Annotated in this window: 16 protein-coding genes; 8 read left to right on the top strand and 8 right to left on the bottom strand. The window is 37.6% G+C overall.

Features of this window, described 5'->3' with window-relative positions; all coding sequences use genetic code 11:
• The first annotated feature begins 28 nt into the window (after positions 1 to 28).
• The gene (locus VIO64_RS01085; protein ID WP_331914355.1) at positions 29 to 883 is read left to right on the top strand and encodes an AraC family transcriptional regulator; all 855 of its coding nucleotides are present in this window, start codon (positions 29 to 31) and stop codon (positions 881 to 883) included.
• A 228-nt stretch (positions 884 to 1,111) separates the two neighbouring features.
• On the opposite strand, the gene VIO64_RS01090 is transcribed toward VIO64_RS01085, so the two are convergent.
• The 4 genes from VIO64_RS01090 to VIO64_RS01105 form a co-directional block, all read right to left on the bottom strand.
• Complete coding sequence (locus VIO64_RS01090; protein ID WP_331914357.1) at positions 1,112 to 2,938, bottom strand: glycosyl hydrolase family 18 protein; 1,827 nt, start codon at positions 2,936 to 2,938, stop codon at positions 1,112 to 1,114.
• A gap of 99 nt (positions 2,939 to 3,037) precedes the next feature.
• Positions 3,038 to 3,835: an ABC transporter permease gene (locus VIO64_RS01095; RefSeq protein WP_331914359.1), complete on the bottom strand. Its 798-nt coding sequence runs from the start codon at positions 3,833 to 3,835 to the stop codon at positions 3,038 to 3,040.
• A gap of 6 nt (positions 3,836 to 3,841) precedes the next feature.
• Positions 3,842 to 4,636, bottom strand: coding sequence for an ABC transporter permease (locus VIO64_RS01100; RefSeq protein WP_331914361.1), 795 nt, complete (start codon positions 4,634 to 4,636; stop codon positions 3,842 to 3,844).
• Positions 4,633 to 5,700, bottom strand: a complete 1,068-nt coding sequence (locus VIO64_RS01105; RefSeq protein ID WP_331914363.1) for an ATP-binding cassette domain-containing protein — start codon at positions 5,698 to 5,700, stop codon at positions 4,633 to 4,635. The genes VIO64_RS01100 and VIO64_RS01105 overlap by 4 nt, the downstream gene beginning before the upstream one ends.
• A gap of 228 nt (positions 5,701 to 5,928) precedes the next feature.
• Between VIO64_RS01105 and VIO64_RS01110 the strand changes: the two genes are divergently transcribed.
• The 4 genes from VIO64_RS01110 to VIO64_RS01125 all read left to right on the top strand — a co-directional run bounded on the left by VIO64_RS01110 (position 5,929) and on the right by VIO64_RS01125 (position 11,354).
• Positions 5,929 to 7,419 (top strand): spore germination protein, encoded by a 1,491-nt coding sequence (locus VIO64_RS01110; protein WP_331914365.1) that lies wholly within the window; start codon positions 5,929 to 5,931, stop codon positions 7,417 to 7,419.
• Positions 7,406 to 8,488 carry a GerAB/ArcD/ProY family transporter gene (locus VIO64_RS01115; RefSeq protein ID WP_331914367.1) on the top strand — a complete coding sequence of 361 codons (1,083 nt, stop codon included), beginning with the start codon at positions 7,406 to 7,408 and terminating at the stop codon, positions 8,486 to 8,488. The genes VIO64_RS01110 and VIO64_RS01115 overlap by 14 nt, the downstream gene beginning before the upstream one ends.
• Complete coding sequence (locus VIO64_RS01120) at positions 8,485 to 9,609, top strand: Ger(x)C family spore germination protein (RefSeq protein ID WP_331914369.1); 1,125 nt, start codon at positions 8,485 to 8,487, stop codon at positions 9,607 to 9,609. The genes VIO64_RS01115 and VIO64_RS01120 overlap by 4 nt, the downstream gene beginning before the upstream one ends.
• 140 nt (positions 9,610 to 9,749) lie before the next feature.
• A complete protein-coding gene (locus VIO64_RS01125) occupies positions 9,750 to 11,354 on the top strand; it encodes an SGNH/GDSL hydrolase family protein (RefSeq protein ID WP_331914371.1) in 1,605 nt (534 codons plus the stop codon).
• Between the two features lie 187 nt (positions 11,355 to 11,541).
• Here the strand turns inward: VIO64_RS01125 and VIO64_RS01130 are convergent, their stop codons facing one another.
• The 4 genes from VIO64_RS01130 to VIO64_RS01145 all read right to left on the bottom strand — a co-directional run bounded on the left by VIO64_RS01130 (position 11,542) and on the right by VIO64_RS01145 (position 17,390).
• The gene (locus VIO64_RS01130; RefSeq protein WP_331914373.1) at positions 11,542 to 12,459 is read right to left on the bottom strand and encodes a DUF2935 domain-containing protein; all 918 of its coding nucleotides are present in this window, start codon (positions 12,457 to 12,459) and stop codon (positions 11,542 to 11,544) included.
• 97 nt (positions 12,460 to 12,556) lie between these two features.
• Positions 12,557 to 14,974, bottom strand: coding sequence for an accessory Sec system translocase SecA2 (gene secA2, locus VIO64_RS01135; RefSeq protein WP_331914375.1), 2,418 nt, complete (start codon positions 14,972 to 14,974; stop codon positions 12,557 to 12,559).
• Between the two features lie 128 nt (positions 14,975 to 15,102).
• Positions 15,103 to 15,510, bottom strand: a complete 408-nt coding sequence (locus tag VIO64_RS01140) for a hypothetical protein (protein WP_331914377.1) — start codon at positions 15,508 to 15,510, stop codon at positions 15,103 to 15,105.
• Between the two features lie 299 nt (positions 15,511 to 15,809).
• Positions 15,810 to 17,390 carry a serine hydrolase gene (locus tag VIO64_RS01145; RefSeq protein ID WP_331914379.1) on the bottom strand — a complete coding sequence of 527 codons (1,581 nt, stop codon included), beginning with the start codon at positions 17,388 to 17,390 and terminating at the stop codon, positions 15,810 to 15,812.
• Positions 17,391 to 17,696: 306 nt separating this feature from the next.
• On the opposite strand from VIO64_RS01145, the gene VIO64_RS01150 reads away from it, so the two are divergent.
• Genes VIO64_RS01150 through VIO64_RS01160 form a run of 3 tightly spaced genes read left to right on the top strand, consistent with a single transcriptional unit; the run spans position 17,697 to position 18,663 of the window.
• Entirely contained in the window at positions 17,697 to 17,831 is a 135-nt protein-coding gene (locus VIO64_RS01150; RefSeq protein ID WP_331914381.1) for a hypothetical protein, read from the top strand.
• A gap of 35 nt (positions 17,832 to 17,866) precedes the next feature.
• On the top strand, positions 17,867 to 18,022 hold the full coding sequence (locus tag VIO64_RS01155; protein ID WP_331914383.1) for a hypothetical protein: 156 nt from the start codon (positions 17,867 to 17,869) through the stop codon (positions 18,020 to 18,022).
• The gene (locus VIO64_RS01160; protein ID WP_331914385.1) at positions 18,019 to 18,663 is read left to right on the top strand and encodes an HDIG domain-containing metalloprotein; all 645 of its coding nucleotides are present in this window, start codon (positions 18,019 to 18,021) and stop codon (positions 18,661 to 18,663) included. The genes VIO64_RS01155 and VIO64_RS01160 overlap by 4 nt, the downstream gene beginning before the upstream one ends.
• The last annotated feature ends 53 nt before the right edge of the window (positions 18,664 to 18,716 follow it).

Consider the following 18,716-nt stretch of genomic DNA (forward strand, 5'->3'; position numbering starts at 1 on the left):
TAATATGGAAGCAGAGAGGAGATGTATTATGGATTGGCTTGATGCAATGAGCAAAGCAGTTGAATATCTTGAAGAGGACATCAATGAAAAGCTGGATATAGAGAAGGTTTCCAGGATTGCTCTATCATCCCCTTTTCACTTCCAACGAATGTACCATATGATGACTGGCATCACAATTGCCGAGTATGTAAGAAGGAGAAAGCTTACACTGACTGCACAGGATATTTTATCCGGTGAAAAAATAATTGATGTCGCTTACAAATACGGATATGAGACTCCTGAGTCTTTTACAAAAGCTTTTGGCAAAATGCATGGAATAAGCCCCTCTGCTGCCAAAGAACCTGGAGCAAAGCTCAAGGCATATCCAAAACTATCCTTTCATATTTCAATAAAAGGAGACAAAAAGATGGATTATAAGATTATTGAAAAAGAGAGTTTTTCTGTTATAGGCAAAAAAACAAGAATCACCATGGTAGACAACCAAAACTTCAATCTTGTCCCGAAATTTTGGAATGACTGCAGAATTGACGGTACCCAAGAGTGGCTGTGTAAAAGAGCAGGTAAGCTTGGAATGCTTGGGATATGCATGGATTTTGACAAAGATAACGAAGAGCTCAACTATATGATAGCAGTTGTAGAAGTAAACGAAGCACTTCCTGAGGGTTTCGAATCCAGAACTATACCTGCTGCAACATGGGCAGTTTTTGAATCAATCGGTCCCATGCCTGAGGCAGCTCAGGATGTTACAAGAAGGATTTTTTCAGAATGGTTTCCTGCTACAGGATATGAGCACGATTGTGCACCAGAGATAGAGGTTTATCCGGCAGGAGATGTAAGTGCTCCTGATTATAGGTGTGAGATTTGGATTCCTATTAGCAAGTAAGATCAAAATAGCTTACGATTTTGCAAACTTGATTGTTGTCGTGAGAAGTTATGGTGTAGCATACACCGTAATTTCCTAGACATTCAAAAAAAGCTGTGAAACAACCTGTAAAAAAGTTGTTTCACAGCTTTTCAAAGTCATATGTGCTGGTCGTCTTATTAAAATTATTGGCTATAATAATTATATCGGCAAAATTAACTGTACCATCCCCATTTAAATCTACCTTATCTAGCCTTTATAATCAGCTGTACCCATATTAAAATGCCTGGCAATTGTTATGACATCAGCCATATTTACAGAATAGTCCATGTTAAAATCACAGTCCGGATTGTATTTTACGTCGCCCTTAGTACTATTGAAAACTTTAGCAATTTCAATTATATCCGACATGTTTATTACATTATCCTGCAAACCATTTATCCTTATATCACCTGCCCATATATGGTATGGAGCCTCTTGTGAACCAATCAGTAAATTATCCTTTAAAATTATGCCCGTCAACTCCCTTCTCAAGTATCCTGGCTTGGACAGTGTCAATGTATAAGGGTCATTGCTTGCAGGTACACCTGAAATTTCATAATACCCTTTTGAGTCTGTGGTTGTTTTCAATCCATTAAATGACAATTCAACATTAAAGCCTGAAAGTACAGCTGATGATTCCTTACCAGTATAAAAATCAGGTTTCAGATACCCGCTGATTTTGTATGTGTATGTATCAGTAGGAACGGGAGTAGGAGTGAGTTGAGGAATATTTGAAAAGAAACTGTTATATATTACAGAGGTAAGCGTATCTCCTTTTGAAGGAGAATCGCCGCTAAGCTCCCAGAACATTATTCCTCCAAGATTGTTTTTCTTAACATACTCACATTTGTTTTGTATGGAAGTTTCATCATCATATGTGTATAGCACCTTTGTTGCCGGATTCCACAAGTAAGGCACCTGAGCATAACTATCCCTGTACTTGATAAATCCTGAACCCGGGGCCTCCAAGACATCCTTTATGTAATAAAATGGATTGTTCCCACTGGCTGCACCGCCTTCATTCCATATCCCCATAGGTGAACCTTTAGCATTTCCGAATAATCCGTTGGTACCACCAGATACATCCTTCCATCCATAGGAGTAGTAAGGAACCCCTATATTAAGCTTATGAGACGGTATCCCAAGCCTCATATACTCTCGTACGGTCCAGTCTGTGTTATACTTTTCCTTTTTTTCAGCATAAGAAGGATCGCCAGGGTTTGCATACAGAGGTGAGACATGGTTGGTTACGGTATCCCATCCGCCGCTGTAGTCGTATGTCATAAGATTTACAAAGTCAAGATATTGGTGGTATTTATCCGGCTCCGTATTTGATATCATTGAATAGCCTGCAGGAGCAGCTATGGTAAGAAGGTACTTTTTGCCGTCAACTGTACCTGCCCCATCAAGGCTGGCACGGAGTTGTTTTAAAAGCATAGTGAAATTCTGCTTGTCCTCAGGTCGGTTTTTATTTCCTGCCAATCCTCCTGCAACAGGGTATTCCCAATCGATATCCACACCATCGAACTGATATTGTCTGATGAAATCCACACAGCTGTCTGCAAAAACCTTTCTTGATGATTCGCTTAAAGCCACATCTGAAAAATACATGGACTGGGACCAGCCGCCTACTGATATAAGCGTCTTTACCTTTGGATAAAGCTTTTTGTACTTTATCAACTGTCCGAAGTTGCCTTTTAGCGGAGTATCCCATTTGTCATCTCCAAAAGGCTTGCCTGTGGCAGCCCAGGAGTCGTATATAGCAATTTTTCCGTTTTCGATTTTCGCAAATGCATAATTTATATGTGTTATCTTTTCCCAAGGTATATCCGACACCTCATAAAAGTTATGCCCTTCATATATTCCCCATTCGGGAAAATAACCCACAATGTTTTTTTCCGTATCTTCACTGGCAGTAACAATATGTACATTGGATACCAGTACACTTATTGCAATGCACAAGACCACAATGAGCTTTCTAAAACAAAATCGCTTGCGATTTTGCAACCTTGGTGTTGTCGTGAAAATTTTCATGCCCATTCCCCCTAAAACCATATTAATATAATTATACCATTCATTTAGGGAATTTTTGGACTAGCATTTAAACTTTTCATTCATCCAGATTTGCTTAAATCATGAACCGGTGCCTGAATATCTGTTAAGCCCTATTCTCCAGATTTTATATGCAATAATAAAAAGCCCTATACCTATAAAAGGTGTAGCAAAAACAGTAATGTCACCACTACCCGGCTTCAAGAAGAACCTGGACGGATAGTATCCTATAAAAGCTACTGGAATTATTCCGGTAAACACAAACCTGAAGAACCCATTAAATATTGTAATTGGGTACCTGGCATATTCACTAAGCTTAAAAATAAGTACCAGCACCGAAACCGATTCTATTACCCAAAAGGAAATGGAAGCCGCCATCAGCACAAGGGATATCATTATAATAGCTGAGCTCAATATGAATACAACAAACATGATGAGGTTTAACGGGGTCCAATGGATTCCCAACTTTATCGATGAATAAATCAGCATTGTAAGTGCCAACATAAGCTGTCCCAAGCCCTTTATGTCAAAGACCTCCGAAACATAATAAAACAGAGTATTTATGGGCTTAAAATAATATTTTATGAAATTACCGTTTCTTAAGCTGATCCTTATAACCCAAAGATTATCAAAGAACAGCTGCATGGGTGTTACAGCAAGGAGTGCAAAGGAATATAAAAATATCAATTCATTGAGGTTCCAGCCTTCAATGTTGTTTATGGAATAAAAAAGGACCCAATATGTAAATAATCCTGTTATATTAAGAAGGAGCATTGCAAATGTACTTATATAAAAGTCACTTCTAAACTGCATTCTGGCTTTTATATATTGTGAAATCATCTTAATATACAACCTCGAATAAAACCTTAAACGCTTCATTATAAGTTAGCCTCCATTTACTGTAATAACCTTGACAGCCTTACGATAAAAAAGTCTGTTTATTGCAAAAAGCAGCAATATCCAGAAAAGCTGTAACAGAAAATTTTTAATGTAATCCCCTGTACCAAGCTTGTTGGAAATCAATGTCTCCAGCGGTATATTATAAACCGCCTGAAACGGCAGAAAATTGACTATTGTTTTTAATGTATCCGGAAAAAAGCTTATTGGAATAACAGCTCCTGACAAAAGCATTACGATAGAATCCTTTGCTGAGCTCATTCCCCAGGTGGACTCATTGTAAAAGCATAGCAGCCCTACAAGAAAGTCAATATTAAACATTATAAAGTATGACAATATCAGTGAAACCGGAAAAATCAAAATATTTAATCCAATAGGCATATCCGGCTTAAACACCAGCAAAATTACCAGAACAGTAGGCATCGTTATTGTAACGAGCTTTAAAAGCACATAGCCAAGGCATTCAAAGAGTTTGTACATCATGAGATCTATAGGCTTTATAAAATGCATAACAATAGAGCCTTCAATCACTTCCCTTGACATTCCCCACTCCACAAATGTAGTAAACAGCGAAAATATGGTTGAGGCTAGGGATAAATAAACAAATACCTGGTTGAAGGTCATTCCGTTGAGACTTCTTGCACCTGAACCATAAATAGAGCTCCACAAAAAGTAAATAACAGTGATATAAACCAAATTACTTACTATGGAAAAAATAAAATTAAACCTAAATACGGTAATAGTAAGGAATACTTTTTGGGTTACAGTAAAATACTTTTTCATTTAAGACCACCCTCGTAAATTTCTCTTATGATCTTCTCTGTAGGCACTTCCTCCACCTTTATATCCTTTAATGGGAACAGTGTCAAAAGATAATTTAGTATATCAACCAGCTTTATTTCTTCCAAATTTATAGTTATATTGATCCAGCCATCATCAGTAGCTTCAATTTCAGGAGGCTTTTGGCACTTGAAATTATTTCCTATCTTATTTGAAAGCTCCTCCAAATTAAGCTGCTCCGACATTTCCAGCCTCAATACCCTGTATACACCGAATATACTGTTGACCTTCTGTATGTCTCCGTCAAAAATCACTGACCCCTTATCAACTATTATTATTCTTTTACAAAGAATTTCAAGATCGCTTATATCATGGGTAGTAAGGAGTATGGTGGTCTTATTTAATGAGTTAAGCTCTTTTATAACACTCCTTATTTTATTTTTAACTGAAACATCAAGTCCTATGGTGGGTTCATCAAGAAATATTATTTTGGGGTTGTGCAAAAATGCCGCCACTATATCGCACAGCATCCTCTGTCCTAAAGATAAAAATCTGACAGGCGTATTATGTAAAGTATCAAGCTGCACAAGATCATTAAACAGCTCCATATTTGTGTTGTAAGTCTTATCGCCTATCTCAAATATTTCCTTCAATATCTTAAAGGATTCTATAACAGGCAGTTCCCACCAAAGCTGAGTCCTTTGACCGAAAACCACTCCTATATTGCGGACATATTTCATCCTCTGCTTATAAGGTATGAATCCATTTACTGTAATTCTTCCTGACGTAGGTTCTAAAACCCCAGTCATCATCTTGATTGTGGTGGATTTTCCCGCACCGTTGGGACCCACAAAACCAACCATTTCTCCTTCATCGATGGTCATCGATATATTTTCTACAGCCTTTACAATCTTATAATCCCTGGAAAACAGGTCTCTTACTGCTCCCCTAAAGCCCTGGTGCCTGTTTAAGACTTTGAAACTTTTGGATAGGTTCTCTATTTGTATAATCCCCAATACCATCACCCCGTTTTTAATATGCAGGTATTTTACACCTAATGGCAACATAATTCAACACTTTATTATAATTAATTATCTCATAATATTATCGGCAACAATGTTAAATAAAGGAGGTATAAATCGATAACTTTTACAATTAATCATACATTAATTGAATAACAAACCCAGGTATGGATAGAAATCACTTTACTGCAAACAATATATTATATTATGAGATTAACTCCAGTTTAATATATATATTTAAGTTGATAAACTGTCATATCTGAGGTGTATGCTGTGTATTGGAAGAAAAGAAAAGCTACTAAAGCCGACATAAAAAAAGAAGCAAAGAGTATTGATTTACAATTAATAAGGGCTGAGCTCACCGATTGCCCTGATATAGTTCAAAAGAAGGTTTATATAAGCCGCAAGCATGAAGCATACTTTATTTACATAGGCGATATGGTGGATAAGGACCTTATACAAAGGGATTTTATAAGGCCTATTGTTTTCATGAGTATTGAAGAGCTGTCAAATAAAAGCAAGCTTCTTAATATACCATGTTATGAAATAAACCTTTTATATGATTCTACTGAGATTATTGACAGCATTATGTCAGGCAACTCGGTTTTTATATGTGGCTCCCTTGACTTTGCACTCTCCTGCACCATGTCAGATACCGATAAAAGAAGTATCGATGAACCTGTTACAGAAAAAAATATTCGCGGTCCCCATGAGGGATTTGTAGAGCCATTATCAACAAATCTGTCAATATTGAGAAGAAAAATTAAAAATAACAGATTGAAATTTAAAACTGTGACTCTTGGTATGCAGACTAACCAAAAAGTTGCTGTTACATATATTGAAGGCATAGCTAATATTGATATGGTTAACAGCATATATGACAAAATAAGCAGAATAAAAATAGACGGACTGTCTGCAATAGGATACATTGAACAGTTAATTACTGCACACCCTTACTCGCTCTTTCCCCAGTTTTTGGCCACTGAAAGGCCTGACAGGGCTATGGCCGCTCTCCTGGACGGGTGTATTGCTGTACTTCTGGACGGAACACCTGTAACACTAGTTGCTCCTGTAAATTTCATATCGTTTTTCCAGGCACCGGATGATTACAGTACCTCATGGATACACGGGTCTTTTTTAAGACTGGTAAGGATTATTGCACTTTTTATCGCAGTTGCACTGCCATCACTATATATTGGAATCACTACTTTTCACTATTATGTAGTACCTTTAAATCTGTTGATATTCCTAGCAGAATCAAGAGCAAAAGTTCCCTTTCCCCCTATTGTTGAGGTTCTTATATTGGAGATATTGGTTGAAATGATACGTGAAGCTGCGGTTCGGCTTCCTACATATATAGGTACTGTTATAGGGGTTTTCGCTAGTCTGGTTATCGGTCAGGCAGCAGTGGAGGCAGGAATTGTAAGCAATGTACTGATAGTTATTGTCGGTGCTTCTGCTGTTGCATCATATGTTATTCCTTCTTTTGATATGGCCATGTCAATACGCATATTGCGGTTTATATTCACACTGGCAGCATCCATTTTCGGTTTTATAGGTATTGTCATATGCACAGGAGTTACATTGGTTCACCTTGTAAGCATGCAATCATTAGGGCAACCCTATTTCCAACCCTTTGCCCCTTTAGTTGTTAAAGACCTTAAAGACACCATCTTGAGGTTACCGTTAAAAACAATGGGGAAACGATCGACAATTACAAAGACAAAAAATCAGACAAGGGGTAGGAAAAATGGAAGGGAATAACACAATAAGACCGATTCAATTAGGACTGATTGTCTTTATAACACAAACAGGTGTTGGTATCGTTATGCTCCCGGCAACCTTAGCAAAGGAAGTGGGGCATGACGGGTGGATATCAGTAATAATCACAAGTATAGCCGTAATTATATTAAGTGCTTTGATTATGCTATTAATGAAGAGGTATTCCGACAAAGGCATATATGACATAAACAAACTAATTTATGGCAAGATTATCGGCTTGGGCTTTAACATTTTATTGGTTGCATATCTTTTAGCTGCCACAGTGGCCGGTGCCAGTCTTTTTAACATCTTTATCAGAATCACAATACTTCAGGCAACACCATCATGGGCATTGGCACCCGTTATTATACTGCCGTCTTTTTATCTCGTATGGCAAGGCCTTAAAAGCATTAGCAGATTTCTATACTTATCCATGATAAACTACCTTATAATTCCAATACTCATTATTTTGTTATATGATAACTTTAAGGGTTCCTTCCTACTTCCTTTAGGTGAAGCCGGCGTACTCCCAATGTTATATAGTGTTAAATCATGTTTTTTTGCATTTATAGGATTTGAACTTATTGTTTTTTTCTACCCATGGGTAAGCGAAAAAAAGAAAGTATTTAAATGGTATATTCTGGCCACCATTGTAAGTACTTTTATCTTTGTATCTACTGTAGCTGCAACCACTGCAGTTTTTGGAGAAAATATGGTAAGCCTTTTTTCCATGCCTTTCTTCAACCTGTCCCGAATTTATAACGCCCCTATTCTTGAAAGAGTAGATTTATACCTTATAGCCATATGGTACATACCAATGGCTTGTTCAATGAGGTCTTATATATTTGCTGCATTTGACGGGTTGCAAAAAGTTTTCATGATAAAAAAAAACAGGCTCTCGTATTTTATATTCTTTGCTTCCGTACTTATATTGAGCAGCATACCTAAAGATATAAATCAAATTTTCATGTTAATAGATATAATTAATTACGCTGGTATGTTTATATCATTTTTTCTTGTATTGTGCCTTATTCTTTCATTTATCAGAAAAAAAGGAGTGAAAACCCGATGAAAATAGCCAGGTTCATAGTCGTAGCTTTTCTGTGTATCATTTTAATATTGCAAACAGGTTGCTGGGACCAGAAACTCTTTGAGGAGATAGGTTTTATCCTTCAGCTAGGTATAGAAGAGTCTCCTGATAATAGTATACTCTTGTCTGTAACTTACCCTATTGTAGAACACAATACTGAAGAAAAAGTCCAATTCATGAGTATGAATTCTGAAAAGCTCGTAAGAGCTTCCAGGGAAAGAATGCGTAATATATCCGGAAAATACCTTCAAGGAGGAAAAATTCAGCAAATCTATTTCTCCAAAGGAATATCCCATAAGGGTATAAATGAATTTTTAGAAGTTTTCTTTAGAGACCCTGAAAATCCATTGCTGGCAAATGTAGTAGTGGTAGATGGAAGTCCTAAAGAGATGATGGAAATGAGCACTAAATTTAAAGATAAGCCAATCCCTGCATTCTATGTAAACAACTTGCTTATGGATGCACGCCGAAGAGGTGCTGTTCCAGAAACGAGGATCTATGATTTTTGCATTATGTATTATTCAAAAACTATAGACCCAGTAACTCCTCTAGTAAGGTATACCAAAAAAAACATCGAAATAGTTGGAAGTGCTTTATTCAGTGGCGATAAAATGGTAGGACAGCTGGATATAGAACAGACAATAATCCTAAATGCATTATTGGGTGAGCAAAAAGACATTCATTACACATATTACGGTCAAACTCCAAGCAAGAGCACCGGAAATATAAAAAGAGGAGCCTCAATGTCCATAAGGGACATTAAACGTAAGATTAAAATTGATACCTCGGGGGATGTGCCAGTAATCAACATAAGCACTAACTTTGCAGCTTTGATAGACGAATATACCTTAAAAGATAACCTCTATAAACCTGAGATCAAAAAAATGCTGCAGGATAACATTGCAAGAAGCATAAAGTCAGAAATGCAAAAGCTTATAAAATACATGCAGGGTGTGGGATCTGATCCCATAGGTATCGGAGAATTGATCCGCAGCAAATACAATAAATACTGGAAAAGCATCGAATGGAAGGAGGTATATAAGCACAGTGTTTTCAATATAGATGTAAAAGTGAATATTGAATCTTATGGAACCCTAAAATAATCAGATCCTTGATTGTTGTTATCACTTAATAATTGAAGATTAGTGAAAATTGTAGAAAAACAAGCCAAATGATGAGATAATAATAGATATATTAGACTTATTATAATTTTTTATTTTATTATTTAGGAGGAGGTTTTAAAATGAAAGTCAAATTATCTGTTTTACCGGCATTGATGCTGACTTTATTAGCATTGATGCTGGTTCTGTGCGGATCCTATGCATCCGCAGCAGCAGGATACCAAATAAGCGGTTACATAACACCTGATTTTAAATTTAACGAGTCACAAGCCGCCATTCTTAAATCAGGCTTCACTACAGAAATTACAGGAACATCCTACAAAGCTCAGACAAACAATGAAGGCTACTTTTTGATTAGCGGAGTACCCGAAACCACTAGCGGTACATTGATAATAAAGAAATCCGGTTATCTTGCCCGCAGCATCAGCTTTACAAACCTTAAATCAGATATATCGGTTGGCCCAAAAGAAGGACCTCTTGATATATGGCCTGGCGATATGGAAGTATCCGGAGTAAGCGACGGCGCTATTAATATGTCAGATATTATATTAATGGCAGGCTCTTTCAATGCTGTTACCGGAGACTCAAAATATAAAGAATCTTGTGATCTCAACCTTAATGGGGCTATTAATATGGAAGATGTATTGTTTGTAGCAAAGCACTTCGGCAGTACATCCGCAAACTACCCTGCAGCCAAGCTCATTATGACTACACCAAGTGCATCTCCTACGCCTACATCACCGTCAGGCACCCCAGGAGTGCGTTATGATGGAAGGTTTGACTTTACAAATGCTCAATCCCCTAAATTTGCATGGTCGGGCAGCAGCATAGTCGCAAGCTTCTCAGGAACTGAAGTAAGTGTAACATTAAAATCTACCGGCGAGAACTGGTTCCAGGCTATCGTAGACGGCAAGGTAATGACCCCGTTTATGGTAAACAATCAATCTACAGTTAAGCTTGCCAGCGGTCTTACCAACGGAAACCATGAGGTTGTTTTGTGGAAGAGAACAGAAGCATCCCAGGGAGAAGTCCAATTCTTAGGATTTACCTTCGACAGTGGTAAGCTTTTAGCACCGCCGCCTGCTCCTGAAAGAAAAATTGAGTTTATCGGTGATTCAATCACATGTGCATATGGTAACGAAGGAACAAGCAAAGAGCAGCCCTTCACACCCAAAAATGAAAACAGCTACTTGTCTTATGCCGCAATCACTGCAAGGTCATTAAACGCCAGTGCCAACTTGATAGCGTGGTCGGGAATAGGCATTACAATGAACTATGGCGGTGCAGGCGGACAGCTTATTCAAGACCGCTATCTCATGACACTTCCTCAAAGTGGTGTGCAATGGGATTTTAAGAAATATATTCCACAGGTTATTGTTATAAACATAGGTACAAATGATTTTTCAACTGTCACTCCTGATAAAGCAAAGTTTATAAATAATTATAAGGCCCTTGTGTCAAAGATACGTACAAACTATCCCGATGCACATGTATTCTGTACTATTGGACCCATGTTGTGGGGAACAGGACTGGAATCATGCAGATCATACGTGACTGAGGTTGTAAACGATTTTAAATCCAAAGGAGATTCCAAGGTATACATGATGGAATATCCACAGCAGTCAGAAGCCAACGGTTATGGTGAAGATTGGCATCCAAGCCTTAAAACCCACCAGCTCATGGCTGATCAGCTGACTAAAGAGATTAAGGCAAAGCTTGGCTGGTAAAACCAAGCTAATACTATACATAGGCTTTTAATAACTTATGGAGCAAAGACAACCTCTTTGCTCCATATTTGATTTGTACTTGTAATTAAAGCTCTTTTAGCCATGATCAAAAAATAACTTCCGCTATAAATTTGGCTCATGCGTTGACTTAGCTCGTCAACACACGCTCAAAAGCGTAAGTAGTTTTTCATTCATGTCTTAGCTCCTTCAAATAATGGTTTGCCTCCCTAAGTACGTGATCGCTTAACAGAGGCAGTATTATTGACCTTATTTTGCATTCAAGTATTCCCATTGTGCCTTGTTCCTTAAATACCTTAATGTTTGTTGTGGCATTTATACTTCTTTTTGTGACCTCCGGCAGGAGCCCTACTTGATCATAAGCTTCTTTAGCTGCATTGGTAAGCTCGTCAAACTCTCCTGCAAATCCATTAGCCTTTGCTATCAGTTCTTCTTCAGTTGGATCAAGAAGCCCTCTGATAAACCTGCCGTGATCTCCCATTATATGATTCCAGAATATTTGTCTTTCTGCCGCTGTCTTAGGTCCATCAGACAGGCTCTTGCCGCTTTGCAGAGTCTCAAGATGCTCAAGGTAATGCTCGGCTTCATGAGTTACATGCTCTAGCATGGCCGGATACATATTGGTAAACATCTTACAGGCTAAAATATTGCTAAGAAGCATTTTCTTGGCATCTATAGCAGCCCTTAAATTCATTATTATATTCTCATTTAAGATGTTTACAGACTGTACTATTGCAGGGTTTGGTGCAATAGCATTGTTATTTGCCAATGCTGCTTCCATCTGCGTTATGGCAGTATTAATGGGGATGCCCGTATATTGCTGTGTTACAATCTCTGCTTTCATTGTATATGGCGTGATTATATCCCCTGCCGCAATGGCTTCAGGTTTAATAACTCCCCTGGCTAAAGAAATTGTACAAACAAGCAGATTTTCAAATTTTACTTTAAAAGCCATTAGCTGCGGTACCAGGCTTGCATCCTTTAATGTAAGGGCGGCACTGGCAAATATCAGGTGCTCTTTAATAATTCTCAGGAAGAACAGGTTAGTTTCGATAGATTGCTTAACATACTCCGTTCCAGTTAACATAATATACCTCATTTCACAATAATTCATTCCTATAGATTATAATATGTGCATTATGTTAACTTCGTGAATGTCTGTACTATATGTTATTGCTATAGCTTCAGGGTACATTCCTCATTTTCCTGCTCTTTTTAATTCTGGTATAGATAATCCCAAAAAGCACAATTGGCCACAGGAGCAAAATAGCCGGAGTAAACCCTATATTTCGATTGCTTGCAAGAAGCACTCCCAAATCATTGGAAAAGGGATTATCCGTCATCTGGTATGTCCATGTTGATGAAGGGGCCTTAATCCCGGCCTTTTCTAAATCTACATCACCGCTTGAAAAATCAATGGCTTTAAAAGATTTTGCCACTTCTTCATAAATATTTGTCATCAGTTCCTCAAATAGACTATGGATATCTCTTGCAAATTCTTCCAAGGGATTGAGGCCGCTTACATTCACCAGGTGTATTCCCTCCCGGATATAATTTATTTGAGAAATATATTCTGCCCACAATCGATCCATATGGAACAGCGTAATGTACTTCTCCACCTTAAGCAGCATAATGCTACTTAACTGACTTTTAGCAATATTGTATTCTTTAGAAGCCAATATTGCTACTTTACCCAATTCACCATCTTCTCTCAGGACAGATTGACGCCGGTTATAAAATATCTTCCGCTGGTTTTCAACAATACTAGAATATCTCCACAAAAGAAACCTCATATCCTCACTCTGCCCTTCTGCCACCCTTTGCACCTTTTCTACAGAATCTCTAAAGAGCCAGTCATCAATGGGATTCTTTTGGTTTTTTAAATATTGGGCAGCAGCAAAGAGCCTTTTATCCCCGTATTTTTTAATCAAACCATCATCAAGGCATATAAAAAACCTTGATGAACCGGGCTCCCCCTGCCTTCCGGAACGTCCTCTCAATTGTTTTTCAATCCTGCGGCTTTCATATTTATTGGTTCCTATGACATACAATCCTCCTAGTGCAACAACCTTATCCCTTTCTTCCTCTCTTGCTCCACCTAACCTTATATCAGTTCCCCGGCCTGCCATATTTGTTGAAACCGTGACAGCACCAATGCTCCCCGCCTCTGCTATTAAATCTGCCTCCAGTTCGTGATTTTTTGCATTAAGTACATTACATGGAACATCAGCCTTTTTTAAAATATCCGAAAGCCTCTGAGACTCTTCAATGCTGGCTGTTCCCACCAGTATAGGTCGACCCGTTGCGTGTACTTTTTTTATTTCTGAAACAACAGCTTCATATTTAGCAGAAATACCGGCAAATATCAAATCTTCATAATCATTTCTGATGCAAGGCTTATTTGGTGGTATCACTGCAATCTCAAGATCGTAAAACTCTTTTAATTCTGCTAACGATGTACAGGCAGTAGCTGTCATACCGCATATTTTAGGATATGACTTTATAAAATGCTGCATGGTAATTGTGCCTAATATTTTGCCTTCCGCGAGCCTTTTAAGACCTTCTTTTGATTCAATTGCAGCCTGAAGTCCATCGGGCCACATCCTTTTATTTGCAATACGCCCGGTAAATTCATCAACAAGCCTAAGTTTACCTTCCTCTACAATATAATCAACATCCCGCCTTAATAATGCACGGGCATGCAGTGCACAGTTTATATCTAAAAGCACCTGATAGTTATCCTCAGAGTATATATTCCCGCACCCCAAAAGCTCTTCAACTCTGTCAGCCCCTTTATCCGTAAGGTAAACATTCCCCTTGCACTCATCAGTGCTGTAATGAATCCCATACTCCAGTTTATCAACTATATGTGATATTTTATCCGACTCCCCCTCTGTTATAGGAGTATTTTCAGCAATCACAAGGGGAATCCGTGCTTCATCAATCAGTATGAAATCTGCCTCATCCACTATGACCATATTAAAATTCCTCTGTGTAAGCTCATTTACCTCATAGCACAATGAGTCCCTCAGGTAATCAAATCCAGCCTCTTTTGCAGTAACATATGTGATATGGGAATCATAGGCTTTCCTTCTTTCCGCCCTGCTCATTCCGCCGTTTATAAACCCTGCCTCAACACCCAAAAAAGCATATAGCGGTCCCATCCATTCCGCATCCCGCCTTGCAAGATAATCATTGGCAGTAAATATATGAACACCTTTACCAGTCAGTGCGTTGAGGTACGCAGGAAACACAGCTGCCAAAGTCTTGCCTTCTCCAGTCTGCATCTCTGCAAGCTTGCCTTTATGCATTGCAATTCCAGCTAAAACCTGCACATCAAAAGGCTTCATCCCAAGTATCCGTTTAGCAGCTTCTTTTACTAAGGCAAAGGCCTCCAACATAAGTTCATCCAAGTTTGTACCTTTCTGTGCCTGCGACATAAGTTTTTTTGAGATTGCTAACAATTCCGAATCGTCTGCATTTTGCAAATTTACTTCTTTTATTTTCTCAACTAATTTTTTATATTCATCAACTTCCTCGTTGAGGGCTTTATTATTCCACTCATCCGGAAGCTGTTTCAGTTTTTTTATAAGCTTTATCATATAGATAACCTCCCAATATATTATTTGATCTAAATTATAAGGTTTCATAGGCACGTCAAAAAAAGGCCTACCTCACTAATTTGACCAAAGACAAATTATGTGGCTATTTTTAGCTATTTCTATGAAAATCAAATAGATATATTGGGAACTTTGATCCTCTGAAAAAGAATAATAATTAAAATATTAAGCATAAAAGCTATTTCCAAAAATAGAATAAGATATGCTAGCGTTGAAAAGAATATAATCAATAAAATGATGCTTAAGGCAATCATTAAATCTAATGGCTTAAACCGCAGAACTTCTGTTATTTCAGAAGCCAGCAAGTGCTTTTTTAGAAATAAAACTTGGCTGACACAGGCTATTATTGAACAAAGCAAAATCATGAAGTGATTTTGCAACATTGGTCGTTGTTGTGAGAAATTGCTCTTTAGTATACGCCATAATTTCCCAGACACAAACAAGAGCAATGCCGCTTTTATAATTGCATAAATTGATCTTGGTATTTGCCTGTTTGCCTGTAAGAGTAATACAGCCATACAAAATATATCCTTTCAATATAGCATTAATTTAATTATACGACTATTAGTAGTGGAGCACAACTATATAAAAAATGTTTATATACTAAGGCATGATTAAAGAATTACTTACCGTTGCGAGTGTGAGTTCACGAAATTAAGTTGGCTCGAAAACGAGCATATATGGTAAGTTATTTCTTTAACATGCCTAAAAGCGATTAATATAGCAAAACATATAGAGAAAATGCTTTACGGCTGGGTACCTATAATCATTCACAATCAATCATTCACAATCAATCATTTACAATCATCTATATATTTTATTCACACATACCGGTTAAGACCAACTGCTTTGGAGATAAGCCGGTTGTATCCTCCAAGTATTTTGTAATATCTACTGTTATCTTAGAACCGTCAAATATAAACCTGTACACCTCACAAAAAGGTTCTCCTACATAATGCCAGTCCATTTCAAATGTATTTTCATTTACCCAATTTCCTTTTAAAGCCACCTGGCTATATAAAGGATACATGGTCATAGTTCCTACCTGACTTGCCTTGCTAATACGATACACTCCATCCAGACCAATCGTCAATACATGACTGCTTCCATTTTGCTTTATATTTAATACAGATGAATTTTTCTTTTTAAAATCAAAAGATAAACTTATGTCCGTTAAATCCATTTTATACACTTTTCCTGAAATCTCTTGAGCAATCTTGGGCAGTGACGAACTTTTACCAGACTTTGGTGATTCCAGCCCTTTTATGAAATTCTTAAGCTTCATTAATGGTTTTGAGTTGGGCTTAATTGGTTTGCTTGATTTTGCAGAAGGTATTATGTAATCATTAACATAATTTCCTGGCTGCATCTTTTCAGAATAATTTATACCTGAAGTAAAAACAACAACGAGATCCTGTTCAGGAAGCACATAAACAAACTGCCCACCATATCCATCAGCTCTATAACCCCCAAAAAAGTTTCTCCACCACTGGTAGCCATAATCATCGGCTCTTACTTCTCCCCAGTATGCATCAATGTGCTTACTGGTTGCTACCTCCAGCCATTCCTTTGGCACCAGCTGTTTGTTGCACCATTTTCCCCAGTTAATGGCTAGTTGACCAAACTTGGCCATATCCCTTGGAGTCATTTTTAATCCCCATCCTCCGATGTTTATGCCAGAAAGATCAGTCTCCCAGGTATAGTCAGTAATACCCATTGGATCAAACAAGTGTTTTTTTGCATATTGATCAGTGCTCATCCCTGTTGCTTTAGTCAGGATAACGGATAATAAATGAGATGCACCGCTGTCATAATAAAACTTTGTGCCCGGTTTTGAGCTGAAAGGAATTCCGAAGAAGGATTTTGGGAAATCCATACTGGTAAAAACATACTGTGATGAATCGTCCCTGTGCCCGGTTGACATAGTCAGGAGGTTTTCTATTGTCATATCCTTACCCTGATATTGATCGTTTTCTAAAGTTATATCAGGAAAGAAATCAAGAACCTTCTGATCAACTCCCTTTATGTAACCTTCCTTTATGGCAATACCGACAAGGGTGGAAGTCACACTCTTTGTGGCTGAATATAATGCATGCCTCATATTTTTATCATATGGATCAAAATACGCTTCTGTAACCAGTTTACCATTTTTAACTATCAGTAAACTGTGTATCGGTGTTTTATTATCCTCGATCGCTTTAAACATATCGAGCAGCTTGGCTGAGTCCATACCTTGCTGCTCAGGTGTTGATGTTTCCCATTCCCAAGTTGAAGAATTATTATTGATACATGTGGCTTTTGCCAAGGCAGTAGTATTGGCAAAACTGAAGGCCCCTAGAACTAAACTGATAATAAGCAGAACTGCCAAGCTGGTTCCTCTCTTTTTGATTCTGTACATTTTAACACCTTCCTTTCAGATTATACAAGTTGTATTTTATTGCTTATAAAGCATTTTCTCTGTCAGTTTTATTTATTGTAATATCCTTTTCAACCATAATATACCTTAATTATATCATACAGGCACGTTATGCAACATATGTCTTTACATACTCTCAACACCAAGCTGTAATAATCATTATTTTCATAAGTTTGCCTTGTGGTAATAAATTCAAATACAAAATTAGACCCTGTTTATATTTTTTCTCAAACCCTTAAAAGTATATTAATAAAAAAATGAAGGAAACCTAATTACGAGGTGATTTATATGCCAAAAGACAGTCAGCCGGACAATAAAAAAGCAAGAGCGGAAAAATCAAATGGGCAAACCCCACTAACCGCCGAGAATCAAAATCAGAATAGAAATGCTAAGAAAAAATCTATAAAGAATAATGATGTTTAAAATACAACAAACAAAATATAAAGGGAGTGAGTAAAATGGCGAAGGCTGGGATGCGAAGGCCCGATCCGAGAGAACCACACGGAACGGAAAACACTCAAAAAATGCACATACAAAAAAATGATGTAGCCCCTGTTCCCGAAATTCAGGGGAAAGCCAAGTATGGGAATAAAAAGGTAGATGAAAAATCATGACATCACTACACGATATATTTCGCCAAATGCATATACATCTGTTAAATGATGAACAGCCATCTTTATATTTTAATGAAATTTCCAAAACCCGGTTGTTTGAGCAATATCCTCTTAATTTGCTTAACAACTTAAAGAATGCACAGCAGTCCCCAAAGCACCATCCAGAGGGTAATGTATGGGTTCATACGATGATGGTTGTAGATGAAGCAGCAAAAGTAAAAAACGAGAGTAACAGTAGAAAGGCTTTTATGTGGGCTGCTTTGCTGCATGACATAGGAAAACCCGATGCCACAAAAAACAGGAATGGTAAAATAACATCCTATGATCATGATAAGATCGGTGCAAATCTTGCAAGGAAATTCTTAATGGAATTTTCAGATGATGAGGAGTTTATAAGAAAAGTAACCATACTTGTAAGATGGCATATGCAAATACTTTTTGTAGTTAATAATTTACCCTTTGCAGACGTGAAAACAATGAAAAGGCAGGCAAATGTTACGGAAGTAGCACTCCTTGGTCTATGTGACAGAATGGGCAGACTTAATGCAGACCGAAGAAAAGAAGAGGCTAATATAAAAGCTTTCTTGGAAAAAATGGGTACTGCTAGTAATGGAGAGTCAAGAGTTTTACTAAAGGTATAAATGGACACTGGCTAACCAACTGGAAATCAGATTAGCAGTTGATTAGCCAGAGT

Origin of the sequence: Pseudobacteroides sp., from assembly GCF_036567765.1 — a bacterium.
In the GTDB taxonomy this organism is placed as follows: domain Bacteria; phylum Bacillota; class Clostridia; order Acetivibrionales; family DSM-2933; genus Pseudobacteroides.

What these genes read in the sequence shown, in the direction of transcription:
- VIO64_RS01085 (WP_331914355.1), top strand. Translation starts at nt 29, where the DNA reads ATGGATTGGCTTGATGCAATGAGCAAAGCAGTTGAATATCTTGAAGAG.
- VIO64_RS01090 (WP_331914357.1), bottom strand. Translation starts at nt 2,938, where the DNA reads ATGAAAATTTTCACGACAACACCAAGGTTGCAAAATCGCAAGCGATTT.
- VIO64_RS01095 (WP_331914359.1), bottom strand. Translation starts at nt 3,835, where the DNA reads ATGAAGCGTTTAAGGTTTTATTCGAGGTTGTATATTAAGATGATTTCA.
- VIO64_RS01100 (WP_331914361.1), bottom strand. Translation starts at nt 4,636, where the DNA reads ATGAAAAAGTATTTTACTGTAACCCAAAAAGTATTCCTTACTATTACC.
- VIO64_RS01105 (WP_331914363.1), bottom strand. Translation starts at nt 5,700, where the DNA reads ATGTTGCCATTAGGTGTAAAATACCTGCATATTAAAAACGGGGTGATG.
- VIO64_RS01115 (WP_331914367.1), top strand. Translation starts at nt 7,406, where the DNA reads ATGGAAGGGAATAACACAATAAGACCGATTCAATTAGGACTGATTGTC.
- VIO64_RS01120 (WP_331914369.1), top strand. Translation starts at nt 8,485, where the DNA reads ATGAAAATAGCCAGGTTCATAGTCGTAGCTTTTCTGTGTATCATTTTA.
- VIO64_RS01125 (WP_331914371.1), top strand. Translation starts at nt 9,750, where the DNA reads ATGAAAGTCAAATTATCTGTTTTACCGGCATTGATGCTGACTTTATTA.
- VIO64_RS01130 (WP_331914373.1), bottom strand. Translation starts at nt 12,459, where the DNA reads ATGTTAACTGGAACGGAGTATGTTAAGCAATCTATCGAAACTAACCTG.
- secA2 (WP_331914375.1), bottom strand. Translation starts at nt 14,974, where the DNA reads ATGATAAAGCTTATAAAAAAACTGAAACAGCTTCCGGATGAGTGGAAT.
- VIO64_RS01140 (WP_331914377.1), bottom strand. Translation starts at nt 15,510, where the DNA reads ATGGCTGTATTACTCTTACAGGCAAACAGGCAAATACCAAGATCAATT.
- VIO64_RS01145 (WP_331914379.1), bottom strand. Translation starts at nt 17,390, where the DNA reads ATGTACAGAATCAAAAAGAGAGGAACCAGCTTGGCAGTTCTGCTTATT.
- VIO64_RS01150 (WP_331914381.1), top strand. Translation starts at nt 17,697, where the DNA reads ATGCCAAAAGACAGTCAGCCGGACAATAAAAAAGCAAGAGCGGAAAAA.
- VIO64_RS01155 (WP_331914383.1), top strand. Translation starts at nt 17,867, where the DNA reads ATGGCGAAGGCTGGGATGCGAAGGCCCGATCCGAGAGAACCACACGGA.
- VIO64_RS01160 (WP_331914385.1), top strand. Translation starts at nt 18,019, where the DNA reads ATGACATCACTACACGATATATTTCGCCAAATGCATATACATCTGTTA.